This window comes from Paenibacillus silagei (assembly GCF_017874735.1).
In the GTDB taxonomy this organism is placed as follows: domain Bacteria; phylum Bacillota; class Bacilli; order Paenibacillales; family Paenibacillaceae; genus Paenibacillus_AQ; species Paenibacillus_AQ silagei.
Genome location: NZ_JAGGLV010000002.1, coordinates 395,051 through 412,103, shown reverse-complemented (window position 1 = coordinate 412,103; position 17,053 = coordinate 395,051). Strand labels below are relative to the sequence as shown.

Here is a 17,053-nt window from a genome sequence, read left to right as displayed (position 1 = left end):
CGTGACTGTATTGTACAAGCTGGAGACGTTCGAAGGTCCGCTCGATCTGCTCTTGCATCTGATTGACAAGGCGGAAATCGACATCCAGGACATTCCGGTCAGCGAGATCACCGAGCAGTATATGGAATTCCTACAGGGAATGAAGGAGCTGGAGCTGGATATCACCAGTGAATTTCTGGTGATGGCGGCCACTCTCCTGTCGATTAAGAGCAAAATGCTGCTGCCGAAGCCGCCCGTCATTGAAATCGAGGATTTCGATTATTATGAGGATGACGGCTATGATCCGCGCGCGGAGCTGGTGCAGCGCCTGATTGAATACCGTAAGTTCAAGAGCATCGCGGTGCAGCTGCTGGATATGGAGAGCGAGCGCAGCCTGATTTTTACGAAAGAGCCTGAGGATCTGGGCCCCTTCGTTCCTGCGCAGACGGACAATACACTGAAGGGTCTGCATACCGCCGATCTGATCGCTGCGTTCCGCAAGGCGCTAAGCAAGGCTGCCCGGCGCACCTCGTACCAGCGGATTACCCGGGATGAGATCTCGGTAAAAGACCGTATCAGTGATGTATCCGAAGCGCTTCAGCGCAAAGGGATCGGCGGCAGAATGCGCTTCTCTTCCCTGCTGCATGAGGAGATGGACCGGCATGAGATTGTGACCACCTTCCTGGCCATCCTGGAGCTGATGAAGATGAAGGCCATTTACTGCTACCAGGAGAAATTATTTGAGGATATTGTGATGGAGTGGAGAGGAGGAGAGGATGTCAGTGGACTACAACACGCTGAAATCAATTATTGAAGGCCTGCTGTTTCTCTCAGGGGATGAAGGCCTGTCGGTCCGGCAGATTGCCGAGATTACCGAGCAGCGGCCTGATCTGGCTACAAGAGCGCTGGATGACTTAAGAGAGGATTACCACTCGCAGAGCCGTGGCCTTCAGGTGGTCCAGATTGCCGGGAATTACCGGCTGGCGACACTCCCGGAGCATGCGCAGTATTTCGAACGTCTGGCGTATTCGCCCTCCAGGTCGTCCCTGTCCCAGGCGGCGCTGGAGACACTTGCCATTGTGGCTTACCGCCAGCCGATCACGAGAGTGGAGATTGAGGAGATCCGGGGCGTCAAATCCGAACGGGCCATCCACACGCTGGGCAACAAGGATCTGATCCACGAGGTGGGCCGGGCGGAGGCTGTCGGGCGTCCGATTCTGTATGGCACGACCAAGTCCTTCCTGGACAGCTTCGGGCTGGCCAGCCTGAAGGAGCTGCCGGAGCCGTCAAGCTTCGATACCTCCGAGGGCCTGGAAGAGGAGACCCAGCTGCTGTTCAGCAAGCTGGACAGCCAGATGACCTTCGATGAAGTAGAATAACCGCAGCGGACCCGCCGCTGTTCTTGAGATGCCGTTGTCCCTTCGGGGACAGCGGCATTTTTTCAAAATATAAGACTTTATATTTGCACATGATAAAGTATCCTTCTATTTCTCGCTGAAACGGTACCGTCCTTTAAAAGGACGGCAAATCCGTTTCCACTTGTGAAAAATGGAGAAGTTTGCGAAATCACCGAATGTTATCCAGCCGTAATTGCCATACTAATCCAGAGGCTCCATGTTTATTATTCTAAAGTCTGCTTGGAGGTTAACCGTGTGACGTTATGGCTGGCAATACCCTTAATCCTGCTGCTGCTCGTAGTTCTGCTGTTCCTGCTGGTTCTGGCGTCATCGATTCATTTTCACTTTCGTGTCCGCAGGCTGGGTAAGGATGACCGCATCGAATTCGACATCAAAGCTGTATATGGTCTCGTTAAATTTCATTATGAGGTGCCTGCGCTGGTCTTCCAGAGCCTTGAACAGGGAATTAAGCTCAAGGTGGAGACAAGCGGAATCGCACCGGTGAAGCTGGATAGCGAGAAGGAAGGGCAGGTCGATAAAGAATCTGTGACGCAATGGCTAAAGGATATACGCACTGCGTTACATGCCACCCGCGGTCTGAAAAAATGGCTTAAAGATACCCTGTCACATATTCAGATCACCAAGCTGGACTGGTCCACGGACTTCTCTCTTGGGGAGGCTGCAACGACTGCCACGGCGGTGGGGGCCTTATGGGGACTGAAGTGGACGATGATTCGCGTACTCTCCCGCATGGTCAGACTGGTGCATAAGCCGGGAATATTTGTGGCACCTGTCTTCCGGGATCAGCCGTCTTTTGCAACGGAAGCCGTCTGTAGCGGCAAGCTGTCCGCCGGATATGCGCTCTATGCGGGGCTTCTCCTGCTGCGGCGTGTGTCGAAGGTGGAAGGCGGTCTGGGCCGGTGGAAGAGATTGCTCAGCCGTGAACGTTCCTAAATAATCTACATACTCCAATCTATAGTGGGCAAGATAAATACTGCAGGTACATTTATATACACACGAGGAGGAGACAAACAATGTCAGATCATCCGATTCAAGGTCTCATGCAGACCGCAATGGAAAATATTAAAGGCATGGTTGATGTAAATACAATTGTAGGAGATCCGGTTGAAACGCCCGATGGCACCGTCATTCTGCCGATTAGCAAGGTGACGTTCGGCTTCGCAGCCGGCGGTAGTGATTTCAGGGTGGAGGATGATGGTCCGGGCGTGAACAGCAGCGGGTCCGGTGTCAAAATGCTACCCTTCGGGGGCGGCAGCGGGGGCGGCGTGTCTATTCGTCCAATCGCTTTTCTGGTCGTTGGCAGAGAAGGGGTACATATTGTGCCGCTGGATAATCAGACCCATCTGTTCGAGAAAATTATTGATGCCACGCCTAACCTGCTCGACAAAATTCAGAATATGTTCCAGCCCGGCATGGTTCCCGAAGCTTCAGATATTCCCGGTTCCAAGGTAACCAAAACCGTTGTGGAGACCGGGACCGGCTCGTCTGACCATTCGTCAACACATTAGGATACAGGGAAATGACAAATTAGCAGGGATATCACCTTAGCGGGTGGTATCCCTTTTTTGCCGGATGCTGGAGGATAGGACATACCTGCCCCATGCCCCGCATACACTTGTACAACCAGGCAAGACTGATGAACCGTTGCGTAAGGAACGGATAAGAAGCCGGAGGATGAACATGAAGACACTAACCCGAAAATCTACGCTGTCCTTACTGTTGTGTGTGCTGCTGCTTGCGCTGGTGCCGCTGTCTGCTGTCCGGGCGGAGAACCTTTCGATCTCCACGCATGCGAGGGCGGCGGCGCTGATTGATGTGACATCCGGAAGAATTCTGTATAGCAGCCGCGGAGATGAGCCGATGCTGATTGCCAGTCTGACCAAAATTATGACCGCCCTTGTGGCGATAGAGAACGGCGACATAACGTCGAAGGTCAAGGTCGGCAAAAATGCTTTTGCCAAGGAGGGCTCCTCCCTGTACCTGAAGCTGGGCGAGGAGATGACGCTGAAGGATATGCTGTACGGGCTGATGCTGCGCTCCGGCAATGATGCGGCAACGGCAATTGCCGAGCATGTCGGCGGTTCGGAGCAGGGGTTCGTCTACCTGATGAACGCCAAGGCGCAGGAGCTGAATTTAAAAAATACGCATTTTGCCAATCCGCATGGATTAGATGCAGAAGGCCACTTTTCCAGCGCGAATGATCTGGCCGTATTGACCGCATATGCGATGCATAACCCGGTATTCAAGGAGATCGTAGCCACCAAAGAGAAGACGGCGGACAATCCCTACGAGAAATGGGACTATAAATGGAGCAACAAGAATAAGATGCTGCGCCTCTACGAAGGAGCGGACGGGGTGAAGACGGGGTATACCAAAAAAGCGCTGCGCTGCCTGGTTAGCTCCGCTACAAGGGACGGGCAGCAGCTCGTGGCGGTTACGCTGAACGACGGCAATGACTGGAACGACCATGCCTCACTGCTGGACTTCGGCTTCAACCACTACCCGCTGAAGACGCTGGTCGGTCGGGGCGAGGCCGTCAAAGGCTACAGTCTGGTGACCGGCAAGGCCTTCGCATATCCGCTTGGTCAGGGGGAGGAAGCAAGGCTCGTCAACAAGCTGGTGCTTAGTCCAGATCCGCAGGCCTCTGCGGGTGGCAATGCTGCGGGTACGGGGAGTACAGCTGCAGGCTCCAGTGTAAGTGCAGGTGCGGGCAGGGCCAGCGCGAATACCAACGGGAGTGAGGGCGATGTTAACTTCGGGCTCAGGGGTGTGATTATTTTGCAGCTGGGAGATAAGGAGATTGGGCGGGTACCGGTGTACACGCCTGGCCAGCTCCCGCCGGAGACCTCACCGTATGAGAAAAAATATAACGCTGCGAGCGCCTCCGCCTATCCGGCGGGCAACTGGCTGCAGGCCTTCGGCAGTGCGCTGCGTGCGTTGTTCCGCACGGGGGAATAACGGGTAGATAGACAAACAGTATTCAGAATGAACCGGGGGAGGGGTAGGTATGTTAAATGGAATCTGGCTCGGAATGATCCTGATCGGATTTGGCTTTGCGGCAGTTAACGGACGGATGAACGAGTTCACCGCCGCCGTATTCGATGGCGCGAAGAGCGGGGTGACCGTCAGCTTCGGACTGATCAGTGTGCTGGTGTTCTGGCTGGGCATTATGCGGATTGCGGAGGATGCCGACCTGCTGAAGAAAATCTCCAAAGTGCTGGGTCCGATAGTCTCCTTTCTGTTCCCGGATGTGCCCAAAGGGCATCCCGCGATCGGCTACATTCTCTCCAATATGAGCGCCAACCTACTGGGGCTGGGGAATGCTGCCACTCCGATGGGCATCAAGGCGATGCAGGAGCTGCAGACGCTGAACCCGGATAAGGAGACCGCAACGCCGGCCATGTGTACGCTGCTTGCGCTGAACACTGCCAGCATCACTCTAATTCCGGCGACTCTGATCGCGATCCGGCTGAATTACGGATCGGCGGACCCGGCGGCCATCGTCGGGACCACCCTGGCGGCGACGGCAGTGGCTACCCTGGCGGCGATTGCTGCGGACAGGCTGTTCCGCCGCCTCACCCTGCTCCGCAGGCCGCCCGGACCGCCGCCGGTCCTGAACGCCGGTACCGGCCCGGCAAACGGGAGCGGGGCGCTCCCACATTCTTCGGTGAAAGGGTGACCGTCCGTGTTACAACTGATCAGTCTGATCTCTGCCTGGGCGATTCCGGTCATGGTTACCTTTATTCCGCTGTATGCCTTCACGCGCAAGGTTCCGGTCTATGAATCTTTCGTGGAGGGGGCGAAGGACGGCTTCGGTACCGCCATTGCCATTATCCCCCATCTGGTCGGCATGCTGGTGGCGATCAGTGTGTTCCGCGCGTCCGGTGCGCTGGACTTCCTGATGGGCTTTGTAAGCCCTCTGATGGAGGGACTGGGTATTCCGTCAGAGGTGCTTCCACTCGGTCTCCTGCGCCCGCTGACGGGCACTGGATCACTCGCCTATACTACAGACCTGATCCGCGTCCACGGCCCGGACTCTCTCATCGGTATGATCGCTTCTACTATACAGGGCAGCACGGACACCACTCTGTATGTGCTGACTGTCTATTTCGGCGCTGTTGGCATCCGTAACGGCCGCTATGCCTTGAAGGTGGGCCTTTTCTCGGACGTCGTCGGCTTTATTGCGGCGATTGCCGTTTGTCTGCTGGTGTTCGGGTAGCGGGGCAGGAGCAGAAGGTAGATGGATAAGTGGATGGATGGGTGGGTGGATAGGTGGATTTCCTCCACCTGCTGCTAGACGAATAAGCATCATGGAGACAACAGTTGGAAAAATGCTGCTTAATTAAACATATTCTCGCCAAAGTAGTGAAATTAAACAAATTAAATGCCCTTTTTCCACTTGCTTCAGACAATTTCCCCGAAACTCATAAATTACGATACGTTTTTCCAATTGTTTGCCTTCAGGAGATTCCAACAAAAGTCGGCCAGATGAGCGAATGAAGGGTATTAATGCACCTGATTATTCCAGGCAGACCCCCAGAACCCAAGGCGGGTCCCAGAAGGTTGAAGGTCCCAAGCACTGCCCCGCAGCCGGTGGTGGTGGTGTGGTGGTCCCCAAGCGCTGCCCCGCAGCCGCTTGCCGCTTCCCTACAGTCCTCACCCCCTCGCGGGAGGTGAGGACTGTTTGTTATTAGGTTTGCCCCCGTGCGTTGATGGAGTAACGGAGAGGAATTTTGGAACTGTAGGAGCGCTAGCGTCCGCCTTTAAAGTTGGATTTCTACTGCCGCAGGGCAGTCTAATCAAAGAAATCCAACTTTAACAGCGGCCGGAAGTCCAAACATTCCTTGGAGTTACGATTAGTCAACGCTTTTAATTAACAAATTTTAATTAACAAACAGTCCTCACCGCCCGCCCCCCCACTTCATATGCTATTTCAGCAATACGGAGGGAGGACGACAAAGGGTGGACTACAAAGGCTTTATACTGCATCATTCCCGCTGTCCGTCTATTAACGGCAAAGGCTTCGACTTCTGGGTCGGGCTGAACGGCTCGGTCTATGCGGCGCCGCTGCTGACAGACCCGGAGCATATTCATATTTGCCTCGAGGGCAACTATGGGGAAGCGGAGCAGCTGCCACAGCTTCCGGAGCGCCAGCAGCAGCTGTTTGCGGCGGGGAAGCTGATACTGGAGCTGTCCGGGCGCTATGAAATGTCGCCGCTTACGGTGGAGCCGCATAGTGAAACTTGCCCCGGCGCATTTTTTCCGTGGAATGATCTTGTGATTTATGCCTCTGATGGTTATCATTAACCTGAGGTGAGTAGTCGAAAATGGAAAGATTACAGAAAATATTGGCGCAAGCAGGTGTTGCGTCCAGACGCAAATGTGAAGAAATGATTTTGGCCGGTAAAGTGGAAGTCAACGGGGAACTCGTAACTACGCTTGGCACGAAGGCGGACCCCGCAACCGATATTATTAAAGTCTCGGGCAGACTGATCCGGGGCGAGAATAAAATCTATATTATGTTCAACAAGCCCAAAGGTGTAATTACAAGCGCCTCGGATGACAAGGGCCGCAAGGTAGTAACAGATTACCTGAAAGGAATCACAGAGCGCGTATACCCTGTAGGCCGCTTGGACTACGATACGGAAGGGCTGCTGCTGCTGACGAATGACGGTGAGTTTGCCAACCTGCTCACGCATCCGAAGCATCATGTGCCGAAGACGTATCTGGCTACGGTCAAGGGTGTGCCGCATGGCACAGCGCTGGACAAGCTGAAAGCCGGCATTAAGCTGGAAGATGGCATGACCGCTCCAGCGGAAGTCGAATACAAGGATATTGATGAAGCCAATAAAGAAGCGGTAATCAGCATCACCATCCATGAAGGCCGCAACCGCCAGGTCCGGCGGATGTTCGAGGCCGTGTCGCATCCGGTTATCCGTCTGAAGCGGATTTCCTTCGGGGATATCCTGCTCCAGAATCTCAAGCGCGGCTCTTACCGCCATTTGACCAAGGATGAGATCAATCATCTGCAGCAAATTGCCAAAGCGGGAATGCTTCGGGATAATCAGACACGCAAAGACACATAAAGTTCACAATTTCCCCTCCTAAAACTGTGACAATATTCGTTATAATGTTCATAGGATGTTCACACCTTACAACTAAAGTAATGAGTTGCGTCACAGAAGGGGGTACCCCTGTATGGGCAAAGCCAGGAAGCCAATCCAAATCGTGATACTATTTCTAATCGTTCTGCTTGGGGGTTATGCCATCAGCTCCTCTGTGTTCGGGGGAGACGGCAAGCCTCAAGAAGGCGGGAAAGCGCCAAATTTTGAATTGCTTGGGCTGGACGGTGCGACCCATACGCTGGAGGAATTCAGAGGGAAGTCGGTTGTCCTGAACTTCTGGGGCTCCTGGTGCGCACCATGCGTGAAGGAAATGCCTGCCCTCCAGGCACAGTGGGAGAAATGGAAGGACCAGGGTGTCGTGGTGTTGGGCGTGAATGTGGGCGAGGATCAGATGACGGTGGACAATTTCGTGAAGCTCGTGGATATTGATTTTCCGGTTGTGATGGATAAGGGACGCGACGCGGTCCGCAGCTACGGGGTCTCCCCGCTGCCCACTACCTTCTTCATTAATACGAAGGGCAGGGTGGACAGCATTCATATCGGCCAGTTGGATCTGAACTCGCTTGACGAGCAAATCGGGAAGCTGGTGGGACCATGAGTAAGCATGAGCCGCTGATCAGCAACACCAAATGCGAATGTGGTCACCAGAATCCTGTAGGAACGGTTCTCTGTGAAGCCTGCGGCAAGCCGCTGGATGAGAAGGAAGAGAACGCTTCGGGGAACCTGGAGATGCGCTACGATGGGGTGGCCCGCCGTTCACAGCGGGTAAGCCCGGGAGTGATCGACAAGGTCTGGAACTTTTTTTCCTCCGTCAAAATAGCCATCTACCTGATTGTGCTGACGCTGCTGGGTGCGATGCTCGGTACGATATTTCCGCAAGAAAGCACCTTTCTGAATATTGACGCTTCAACCTATTATGAACAAACGTATGGAACAGCCGGGAATATATATTATAGACTCGGCCTTTCGCATACCTATGAATCCTGGTGGTTCGTGACACTGCTGGTTATGATCGGAGCTTCTCTGGTCATCTGCAGCCTGGACCGCGTGCTTCCGCTCTACAAGGCACTAACCCGGCAGAAGATCCGCAAGCACCGCCAGTTCCTTACCCGTCAAAAGCTTACGCTGAATACAGAGGTGGAGGGAGAGCCGGAGGAATGGGTGGCACGGATCGTTCAGCCGCTTAAGAAGAAAGGATACCGCGTGCGGACGGAGGGCGGCGCTTTACTGGCCGAGAAACACCGTTTCAGCCGCTGGGGACCTTATGTAATACATATCGGCCTGATTATATTTTTGCTTGCTGTGCTTGCCAGGGGACTTCCCGGTCTGAATATGGATCAGCATCTTGCCTTCCCGCAGGGAGAGACAGTAAAGATACCGGACACCAGCATGTACCTGAAGAACGAGAAATTCACGGTAGAATTCTATAGTGAAGAAGAGATGCCCGAGGAATTCCGGGGCAAGAAGGTTCTCCCTAAGCTCTATGAGACGAAGGCGGTTCTATATGAATGTACGGCAGACTGCAGCGATCCCTCCAAGGAGCCTCAGCTTGCGGAAGTGGCCAGGCACGACATTCAGGTGAATTCTCCGCTAAGCTACCAAGGAATGAAAGCGTATCAGTTCGACTATGACCTTACGCCTGTGCTGCGTTCCGTGCAGCCTGATCTGGTCAATGCTTCAACCGGCGAGAGCTACGGCAAGTTCAGACTGGATATGAAGAATCCGCAGCGCAGCTTCAAGGCCGGACCTTACACGCTTGAACTGAAGGAGAAGTATATGGATTTCGGATTGAATGAGGAAGGCCGTCCGGTCTCCACCTCCCCTTATCCGAACGCTCCGGCGTTTCTCTTCCTGATCCGTGGTCCGGATCTGCCGGCAGAGGGGCAGCAATATTTCTATTTCCCGAAGCAGGTGGACAAGGAGCGCTTCCAGCAGGAGGCCATCAACGACAAGCTTGGAGGCGGCACCCGGTTTCTGGAGCTTGAGGTGGGCAGTATGACGGATGTGGATTTCTCGGAATCCACCACCTATCTCAATATACGTGTGGACCGGGCGATGCCGTTCGTCTGGATTGGGGCGGCTATTGTCATGCTGGGGCTGATTCTCGGCTTCTATTGGCAGCACAGACGCATCTGGCTGATCGTTGAGGGCGGACAGCTGGTGCTTGGAGGCCATACGAACAAGAACTGGTTCGGCTTCCGCCGTGAGCTCGTTTCTATTCTGGAGCAGGTAGACATGACAGTCGATGACAAATCATTGGACAACGGAGGAGGCATGGCATGAGCTTGCTCGATTTCAGCAGTGACGTCTTTATAGCCGCATTTTTCTTGTACAGCGGTGCCTTCATGTTGTTCACCATTGCCATTATGGGCCGCAAGTGGTCAGGCAGGAAGCCGGAGGAGCATACGGCACGGTGGGGCCGGATCGCTTTTATCACCTCCTCACTCGGGCTGCTCTGCCATCTGGCTTACTTCATTACCCGCTGGATGGGGGCCGGTCATATTCCGGTAAGTAACATGTATGAGTTCATGACTTTCCTATCCATGATGGTGATGGTGGCTTTTACGGTGATCTTCGCCATTTACCGCAAGATGATTCTTGGGGTATTCGCGGTGCCAATCTCCATTGTGGTGATGGCCTATGCAGCGGTATTTCCGCAGGAAGTGCAGCCGCTCATTCCTTCGCTCAAATCGATCTATCTGAATATTCATGTCACGCTTGCTGCGCTCGGCGAGTCCTTCTTCGCGGTAGGCTTTGCTGCCGGACTTATGTATCTGCTGCGGACAGTGAAGTTTGACAGCAAGGAACGCAGTGACCGCAAGCAGCAGCGGCTGGTCGAATTTACTCTGTTCTCGATCATTGTTATAATTGGGTTTCTTGGATCTGTATTTGCCTTCCGCGGTGCGGGCTATGAATCTGTTTTTGTCCGTTCGAACGTTACGATTGACAGCCCCGGGCAGGAAGATAGTACAATAGAGAAAGTGAGTTATAAAATGCCGCCGATTGTGGCACCGTACCATAGCGAAATTGAGAGCTTCCAGCCGTTTCTTGGGCTTCAGAAGCCTTTGTTTCAAGCACCATCCTGGATGAATGGCGTCAATGCAGGGCGCAAGTTCAACACTGTGATCTGGTCACTGCTGTCCGGACTGCTCCTGTACGGGCTTCTTCGGCTGGCCGTGCGTAAGCCGCTAGGGAAGGCTCTTCATCCGGTACTTGATGGAATTGACGAGAATGACCTGGATGAGATTACCTACAGGGCAATCGCCATCGGGTTTCCGATTTTCACACTGGGGGCTTTGATTTTTGCAATGATATGGGCCGAGGTGGCTTGGGGCAGATTTTGGGGGTGGGACCCCAAGGAAGTCTGGGCTCTCGTCACCTGGCTGTTCTACAGTGCGTATCTCCATTTGCGGCTGGCCCGCGGCTGGCAGGGACGCAAATCCGCTTGGCTCGCTGTACTCGGCTTTCTAATCGTAATGTTTACCCTGGTCGGCGTTAACCTGGTTATCGCCGGACTTCATTCATATGCGGGAACGGACTGATAAGCTCAGGCTTCTTTCGGGCATGCGTATGATCCAGGGTGACGTTCTACTGTAATTGATGAAGGGGTTGTTGTGTAAATGGCTGAGCACTTGAATAGAATTCTGGTGGTGGATGACGAAGAACGTATCCGCCGCCTGCTCAAAATGTATCTTGAAAAAGAAGGCTACGAGATTGATGAGGCGGAGGACGGGGAAATCGCCCTGCGCAAAGCAACCGCCAATGACTACGGTCTGATTCTGCTGGATGTGATGCTGCCGGGTATTGACGGGATTGAAGTGCTGACCCGGCTAAGAGGGGTGAAGTCCACACCGGTCCTGATGCTTACCGCTAAGGGTGAGGAGATTAACCGGGTGCAGGGCTTTGAGATGGGGGCAGACGATTATGTCGTCAAGCCATTCAGTCCGCGCGAGGTGATCTACCGGGTCAAGGCGATCATGCGCCGTTCTTCAGCAACGGCATTTTTGTCCAAAGAGAGTAATTCAAGCAACAATATCGTGTTCCCGTTCCTGATTATTGAGCATGATGCACACCGCGTAAGCGCAGGGGGCCAAGAGGTAAGTCTGACGCCCAAGGAATACGAGCTGCTGCATTATCTGGCCATCTCACCGGACAAGGTGTTCTCGCGTGAGGAGCTGCTGAAGGATGTATGGAATTATGAGTTCTTCGGAGATCTGCGCACCGTGGATACCCATGTCAAGCGTCTGCGTGAAAAACTGAATAAGGTATCCCCGGAATCGGCAGCGATGATTACAACGGTATGGGGAGTAGGCTATAAGCTAGAGGTGCCTAAATAAGTGAACTTCTGGAGAAGCCTTGTCGGTAAGCTGTGGATCACGATCATCTTTCTGGTTGCTGTCGTGCTCATTACACTCGGGCTGTTCCTGCTGCCTTACATCGACAGTAATTTCACCAATTCCGGGGCAATCAAGCGCTTGTTCATGTATACATGCATGATCGGGTTCTCTCTGACCACCTTCTTTGCACTGTTCCTGTTCACGAAGATCACCCAGCCGATGCAGCAGGTTATTGAGGCAGCGAATGACATCCGCCGCGGCGAGTATGGAACAAGACTGACCCTGGTCACAAGCGATGAGATCGGCCAGCTCGCCACCTCGTTTAACCACATGGCGGAAGAGCTGGAAGAGAATATACGCAGTCTGAATAATGAAAAAGGGCATTTATCCAGTGTTCTGCGCAGCATGAGCGATGCGGTAATCACCTTCGATATCGAAGGCCGGATCATCCTCACCAATCCGCATGGCCAGACCCTCCTCGAAACCTGGAGTGATCTTGCCTGGGAGGAAGAAGAGGATAACGGCTTACTTCCGAAGGCCTCCGCTTCCAGTGAGGTGCCGCCGCCGCTGCGTCCGCTGTTCTTCAGCACCCTTGAGGGCGGGGGCGATCAACGCTCCAATGTCCATGTCCGGCAGGGGGTATGGTCGGTGCACATGGCACCGCTCTATTCCGAAGATCATCTGCGCGGAGCTGTTGCCGTTCTGCGGGATGTAACCGAAGAGGTACGTCTGGAGAAGATGCGGCGTGATTTCGTGGCCAATGTATCCCATGAGATCCGCACCCCGCTATCCATGATGCAGGGGTACAGTGAAGCACTGCTAGACGGAATGGCTTCCTCTCCGGAGGAGAGCAGTGAGCTGGTTCAGGTCATTCATGATGAATCCTTGCGTATGGGCCGTCTGGTGAAGGATCTGCTGGACCTGGCGCGCATGGAAGCAGGACATACGGATATGCTGAAGGCCAGGGTGGATGTGGGAGAATTGCTGGAGCGGGTATACCGCAAGTTCTCCGTCAGAGCCAAGGAGCGGGATATCATGCTGGAGCTTAAGAAGCCTGAACAGGAACTGCTGCTGGCCGCAGCCGATGAAGACAAGCTGGAGCAGGTGCTGACCAATCTGCTGGATAATGCCTTCCGGCACACTCCGGCGGACCGGAGAATCTCTATTCTGGCAGGCACAGTAGTGCTGGAGGGCAGGAGTCTGGTAGAGATCGCGATCAGAGACCAGGGGGCCGGCATTAACCCCGAGGATCTGCCGTTTATCTTCGAACGCTTCTACAAAGCGGATAAAGCGCGCCTGCGCGGGGAGACGGGCGGTACCGGGCTTGGTCTTGCTATTGTGAAGAATATCGTCGAATCGCATCACGGCAGCATTTATGCCTCCAGCAAGCTGGGAGAAGGCACCACATTTACCCTGCGGCTTCCTGTCGAAAAACAGTAAACCAAGACCATGCATGACAGCGCCTCTGAGAGCAGAGGTGCTTTTTGTTGAAATCACCACATTAATATTGTTCATCGTGAAACATATATTTCAAGCTAAGGCTTGCAGGAGGCTGGGCATTATGATCTTATCCTTGGACCAAGGTACTACCAGCTCACGGGCAATTCTCTTTGATGCAGAGGCAGAAGTGATCTCGCAGGGGCAATATGAGATCCGGCAATCCTTTCCCCGCCCGGGCTGGGTGGAGCATGACCCGGAGCAGATCTGGGAGAGCCAGCTTGCCGCAGCCAGAGATGCCATTGCAGCAAGCTCCGTACCGGCTAATCACATCACGGCAATCGGGATTACCAACCAGCGGGAGACTGCACTTATCTGGGATAAAATTACAGGCGAACCGATCTATCCGGCAATTGTCTGGCAGGACCGGCGGACAGCAGACCAATGTGAGGAGCTGAAGTCACGCGGGATGGCCGGAGTTATTGCGGACAAGACGGGGCTTGTCATCGACGCGTATTTCTCGGCGACCAAGCTGGCATGGATTCTGGATCATGTACCGGGAGCAAGAGAGCGTGCGGGCAAGGGAGAGCTCCTGGCGGGAACGATAGACACCTGGCTGATCTGGAAGCTGACCGGGGGTGCGGTACACGCTACAGACGTTACTAATGCTTCAAGAACGATGATGTATAACCTGCATGAGCGCCAGTGGGATGAAGAGCTGATGGACACGCTGCGTATTCCGCCGTCCATTCTGCCGGAGGTGAGGATGTCGGGCGGAGATTTCGGTGTCTGTGACCAGCAGTGGTTCGGTCTGGAGATTCCTATTCGGTCGGTGCTGGGGGACCAGCAGGCAGCGCTCTTTGGTCATACCTGCCTGGAGGCAGGCAGTGCCAAGAACACCTATGGGACAGGCTGCTTCATTCTCATGAATACAGGCACTGAAGCTGTGGCATCCCGTCATGGCCTATTGACCACGGTAGCCTGGGGCATGGGCGATGAGCTCTACTATGCACTGGAAGGCAGTGTCTTCGTGGCAGGAGCGGCTGTGCAGTGGCTGCAGGAGGGGCTGGGGCTAATTGTCACGCCCGCCGACTCGGAAGAGAAGGCCAGCGAGGTGGACGAGAGTGAGGGGGTTGTGGTGGTGCCAGCCTTTACCGGCCTGGGTGCGCCTTACTGGGATATGTATGCGCGGGGCGCCATATTCGGATTGACGCGGGGTACCACCTCCGCACATCTGGTACGGGCCACACTGGAATCACTGGCCTTCCAGTCCCGTGATGTCATCGACGCAATGCAGAAGGATGCCGGCATGCCGCTCACCGACCTGAGGGTAGACGGCGGTGCGGTGCGCAACAATCTGCTGATGCAGTTCCAGGCCGATATTCTGGGCAGCGAAGTGACACGTACAACCTACGCGGAGACTACAGCACTTGGCGCTGCGCTGCTAGCCGGACTTACCTCCGGGGTATGGACCCGTGAGCAGCTGGAGAGCTTCAATACGGCCGAGAAGGTCTTCTCGCCGCAGATGGAGCCGGAGGAGCGGGAACGCAGATACGGTGCCTGGCAGGATGCTGTGTCGCGCACGATGGGCTGGGAGAAGCATGAGGGCAAGCACGAAGGCAGACTTTAGAGCGGAGTAGAGGCATTAAGAACAGAAACGGCCCGCAGGCAGAAACTCTGCTGCGGGCCGTTTTTTACTCTGGAACAGAATGAACAGTAAGATTAGTACTCCATTACAAATGCGACATTCTGCCATCCGGCGCCCACGGTCCAGAACAGGACCTTGTCTCCGCGTTCAAGCTGCCCGGTAGTGACGGCTCTGTGAAGGGCAATGAACGGGCTGCTGGTCGAGGTATAGCCGAACTCATCGCCTATGTAGACTGCGGCCTCAGGGTTAATACCGGTTTTGCCGGAGACGGCCTGGATGTTCGGAAGAGACAGCTGTGAGAAGCAGGCAGCCTTGACCGATTCAGGGGCAATCCCGTTGTTGCTCAGCAGAGTGTTGATTGATTCGGAAGCGGCATCCACACAGATGGAATCATCGAATGGAATGAACTTCACATTGAACTCTCCTGCGGCAACACCGGTGCGTCCGAGCTTAGCCAGGCCTTCTGCCGGGAACAGAGAGTTGCCGTACACACAGGTGTCTGTCTGGTAGATAGAGTCAATGAAGCCGACCGAATGCTCATCGCGCTCCAGAATAACAGCGGCAGCGGCATCACCGAAGTTCGCGTAATATACCGGATCATTCTTGTCCGCATGCGGTGCCACGTAATCGGAGCCGATGACCAGGGCGTGGCGGATTCTCGGGTTCGCCATCATCTGGCGGCTGACCTGCTCAACCGAGGCGGTCATTCCGGCACAGTTGGCATTGCTGTCAATACAGATGGTATGCGAAGCCCCGTTAATCAGGCGGTGAATCATCAATGAGTTCGTAGGAAATATATATTCAGGGGTCTGGCTTGCATAAGCGATCAGGTCAATGTCAGGGCCGGTAAGACCGGTCTTCTCCAGAACATTACTTGCGGCTTCAAAAGCCATTGTCAGGGAATTCTCATCCGGGCTGTCGATGCTGTAGCGGTTTTCACGGCCCAGAGTAGCCAGTAGTCCACGGATATCAATACCTTTGTCATCAAAATGCTGAATGAAAAAGTCATTGCCGATTCTTTTGTCTGGATGGTAGATATCAATGTCCTTAATGCGAATCCCCGCCATAGTACAGACCTCCTAAAGTTTTGTTAGCTATACTTCTCACGAATCTGCTTCTTACAAAACTCTCTTCCAGCATTAGCAGCCGGTTTAATGAATGAACATGTGCGTTTCAAGCGGCTGATTTAGGTTTAAATTGTATTTATTAAGCTTGTACGGTTGAAGTGATCTCCAGATTCTCAAGTCCTGCTTTGCGGCCCAGGCGTGCCAGCTGCATTTTGAGGATCGGGTTATTTTCCAGGGTAAGACTCACTTTCTGGAAGCCGTCAGCCTTGAACATGATGAAGCAGCCTTCAAGCAGCGGTACAACATCAGGAGCGGTTACATTCAGCTTGCGGCAGTCGATCTCTAGTGCATATTCAGCAGGGCTGATCGGGTTAATAGTCTGCTGGTAAGCCTGTATAGATTTGAGCCCGTCCTCGTTAGAGAAGGTTCCCTCCAGCTCAATATTGATTACTTTCTTCGCAGTATCTGTCTTCAAAATAAATTGTCCCATGTTGATCTCTCCCTAAGTGAAATTTCCAATACCTCCAAAACATCATTCCTGCGACTATATTCGACAAAACCGCAATTTGATTTGGGATATTTTGCCTTCATTATAACCAGATCATCCTGAAATACGCAACATAAAAGTCGAAATTTGTAGAATTATGAAGATTTTTCTTTGATCTCCTCCAGGGTATCCAGCAGCACATTAAAGGCCGAAATCACCCGGGGGGCACCGACGCAAGGGGTCAGATGCAGCAGCACGCCCTTGATCTGCTCGACGGTCATGCCAACGCGGAGCGCCATTACATAATGAACCCCCAGCTGTTCATATTGTCCCATCGTAATCAGCGACGAGATCACCGCGATCTCCTTCCAGTCAGAGCCAATCGTGGTCCGCTGAAAAATATCGCCATAGGCATTGCCCATGATATATTCGGCTAATTCCGGAAAATGCTCTTTGATCGGAGCCAGGGCCTTGGCCCCATAATCTCCTGAGAGATCAGTGAAATGATCGAGTCCGCTGTTCATGTTCTTGTTCACGATATGTCCTCCTGATAGT

Annotated in this window: 18 protein-coding genes; 15 read left to right on the top strand and 3 right to left on the bottom strand. The window is 53.8% G+C overall.

Annotated features, from left to right (window positions below; all coding sequences use genetic code 11):
* Position 1 precedes the first annotated feature (1 nt).
* The 15 genes from J2Z70_RS05220 (at position 2) to glpK (ending at position 14,926) form a co-directional block, all read left to right on the top strand.
* Positions 2–793, top strand: coding sequence for a segregation and condensation protein A (locus J2Z70_RS05220; RefSeq protein WP_209870067.1), 792 nt, complete (start codon positions 2–4; stop codon positions 791–793).
* Entirely contained in the window at positions 762–1,358 is a 597-nt protein-coding gene (gene scpB, locus J2Z70_RS05215) for an SMC-Scp complex subunit ScpB (RefSeq protein WP_036727407.1), read from the top strand. The genes J2Z70_RS05220 and scpB overlap by 32 nt, the downstream gene beginning before the upstream one ends.
* 273 nt (positions 1,359–1,631) lie before the next feature.
* Positions 1,632–2,330 (top strand): DUF2953 domain-containing protein, encoded by a 699-nt coding sequence (locus tag J2Z70_RS05210; protein WP_209870063.1) that lies wholly within the window; start codon positions 1,632–1,634, stop codon positions 2,328–2,330.
* 80 nt (positions 2,331–2,410) lie between these two features.
* Positions 2,411–2,905 carry a GerW family sporulation protein gene (gene ytfJ / locus J2Z70_RS05205; RefSeq protein WP_036727374.1) on the top strand — a complete coding sequence of 165 codons (495 nt, stop codon included), beginning with the start codon at positions 2,411–2,413 and terminating at the stop codon, positions 2,903–2,905.
* A gap of 166 nt (positions 2,906–3,071) precedes the next feature.
* Positions 3,072–4,355 carry a D-alanyl-D-alanine carboxypeptidase family protein gene (locus J2Z70_RS05200; RefSeq protein WP_245367982.1) on the top strand — a complete coding sequence of 428 codons (1,284 nt, stop codon included), beginning with the start codon at positions 3,072–3,074 and terminating at the stop codon, positions 4,353–4,355.
* 49 nt (positions 4,356–4,404) lie between these two features.
* Positions 4,405–5,076 carry a nucleoside recognition domain-containing protein gene (locus J2Z70_RS05195; RefSeq protein WP_209870056.1) on the top strand — a complete coding sequence of 224 codons (672 nt, stop codon included), beginning with the start codon at positions 4,405–4,407 and terminating at the stop codon, positions 5,074–5,076.
* 6 nt (positions 5,077–5,082) lie between these two features.
* Positions 5,083–5,616: a spore maturation protein gene (locus J2Z70_RS05190; RefSeq protein ID WP_036727371.1), complete on the top strand. Its 534-nt coding sequence runs from the start codon at positions 5,083–5,085 to the stop codon at positions 5,614–5,616.
* A gap of 743 nt (positions 5,617–6,359) precedes the next feature.
* Positions 6,360–6,704 (top strand): hypothetical protein, encoded by a 345-nt coding sequence (locus tag J2Z70_RS05185; protein ID WP_036727370.1) that lies wholly within the window; start codon positions 6,360–6,362, stop codon positions 6,702–6,704.
* 20 nt (positions 6,705–6,724) lie between these two features.
* On the top strand, positions 6,725–7,483 hold the full coding sequence (locus J2Z70_RS05180) for a pseudouridine synthase (protein ID WP_036727368.1): 759 nt from the start codon (positions 6,725–6,727) through the stop codon (positions 7,481–7,483).
* A gap of 112 nt (positions 7,484–7,595) precedes the next feature.
* Positions 7,596–8,120 (top strand): thiol-disulfide oxidoreductase ResA, encoded by a 525-nt coding sequence (resA, locus tag J2Z70_RS05175; RefSeq protein ID WP_076079154.1) that lies wholly within the window; start codon positions 7,596–7,598, stop codon positions 8,118–8,120.
* A complete protein-coding gene (gene resB, locus J2Z70_RS05170) occupies positions 8,117–9,805 on the top strand; it encodes a cytochrome c biogenesis protein ResB (protein ID WP_245367981.1) in 1,689 nt (562 codons plus the stop codon). The genes resA and resB overlap by 4 nt, the downstream gene beginning before the upstream one ends.
* Entirely contained in the window at positions 9,802–11,064 is a 1,263-nt protein-coding gene (gene ccsA, locus J2Z70_RS05165; RefSeq protein ID WP_209870053.1) for a cytochrome c biogenesis protein CcsA, read from the top strand. Before resB ends, ccsA begins: the two co-directional genes overlap by 4 nt.
* 78 nt (positions 11,065–11,142) lie before the next feature.
* Positions 11,143–11,859: a response regulator transcription factor gene (locus tag J2Z70_RS05160; RefSeq protein ID WP_036727360.1), complete on the top strand. Its 717-nt coding sequence runs from the start codon at positions 11,143–11,145 to the stop codon at positions 11,857–11,859.
* Positions 11,860–13,299: a HAMP domain-containing sensor histidine kinase gene (locus J2Z70_RS05155; RefSeq protein WP_036727358.1), complete on the top strand. Its 1,440-nt coding sequence runs from the start codon at positions 11,860–11,862 to the stop codon at positions 13,297–13,299.
* A 121-nt stretch (positions 13,300–13,420) separates the two neighbouring features.
* On the top strand, positions 13,421–14,926 hold the full coding sequence (glpK, locus tag J2Z70_RS05150; protein ID WP_209870050.1) for a glycerol kinase GlpK: 1,506 nt from the start codon (positions 13,421–13,423) through the stop codon (positions 14,924–14,926).
* Between the two features lie 92 nt (positions 14,927–15,018).
* Here glpK and J2Z70_RS05145 read toward each other — a convergent pair whose 3' ends face one another.
* The 3 genes from J2Z70_RS05145 to J2Z70_RS05135 all read right to left on the bottom strand — a co-directional run bounded on the left by J2Z70_RS05145 (position 15,019) and on the right by J2Z70_RS05135 (position 17,034).
* On the bottom strand, positions 15,019–16,011 hold the full coding sequence (locus tag J2Z70_RS05145) for a 3-oxoacyl-[acyl-carrier-protein] synthase III C-terminal domain-containing protein (RefSeq protein ID WP_209870047.1): 993 nt from the start codon (positions 16,009–16,011) through the stop codon (positions 15,019–15,021).
* A gap of 139 nt (positions 16,012–16,150) precedes the next feature.
* Positions 16,151–16,501, bottom strand: a complete 351-nt coding sequence (locus tag J2Z70_RS05140; protein WP_036727352.1) for a hypothetical protein — start codon at positions 16,499–16,501, stop codon at positions 16,151–16,153.
* A gap of 152 nt (positions 16,502–16,653) precedes the next feature.
* Positions 16,654–17,034, bottom strand: a complete 381-nt coding sequence (locus J2Z70_RS05135; RefSeq protein WP_051478169.1) for a carboxymuconolactone decarboxylase family protein — start codon at positions 17,032–17,034, stop codon at positions 16,654–16,656.
* Positions 17,035–17,053: the final 19 nt, after the last annotated feature.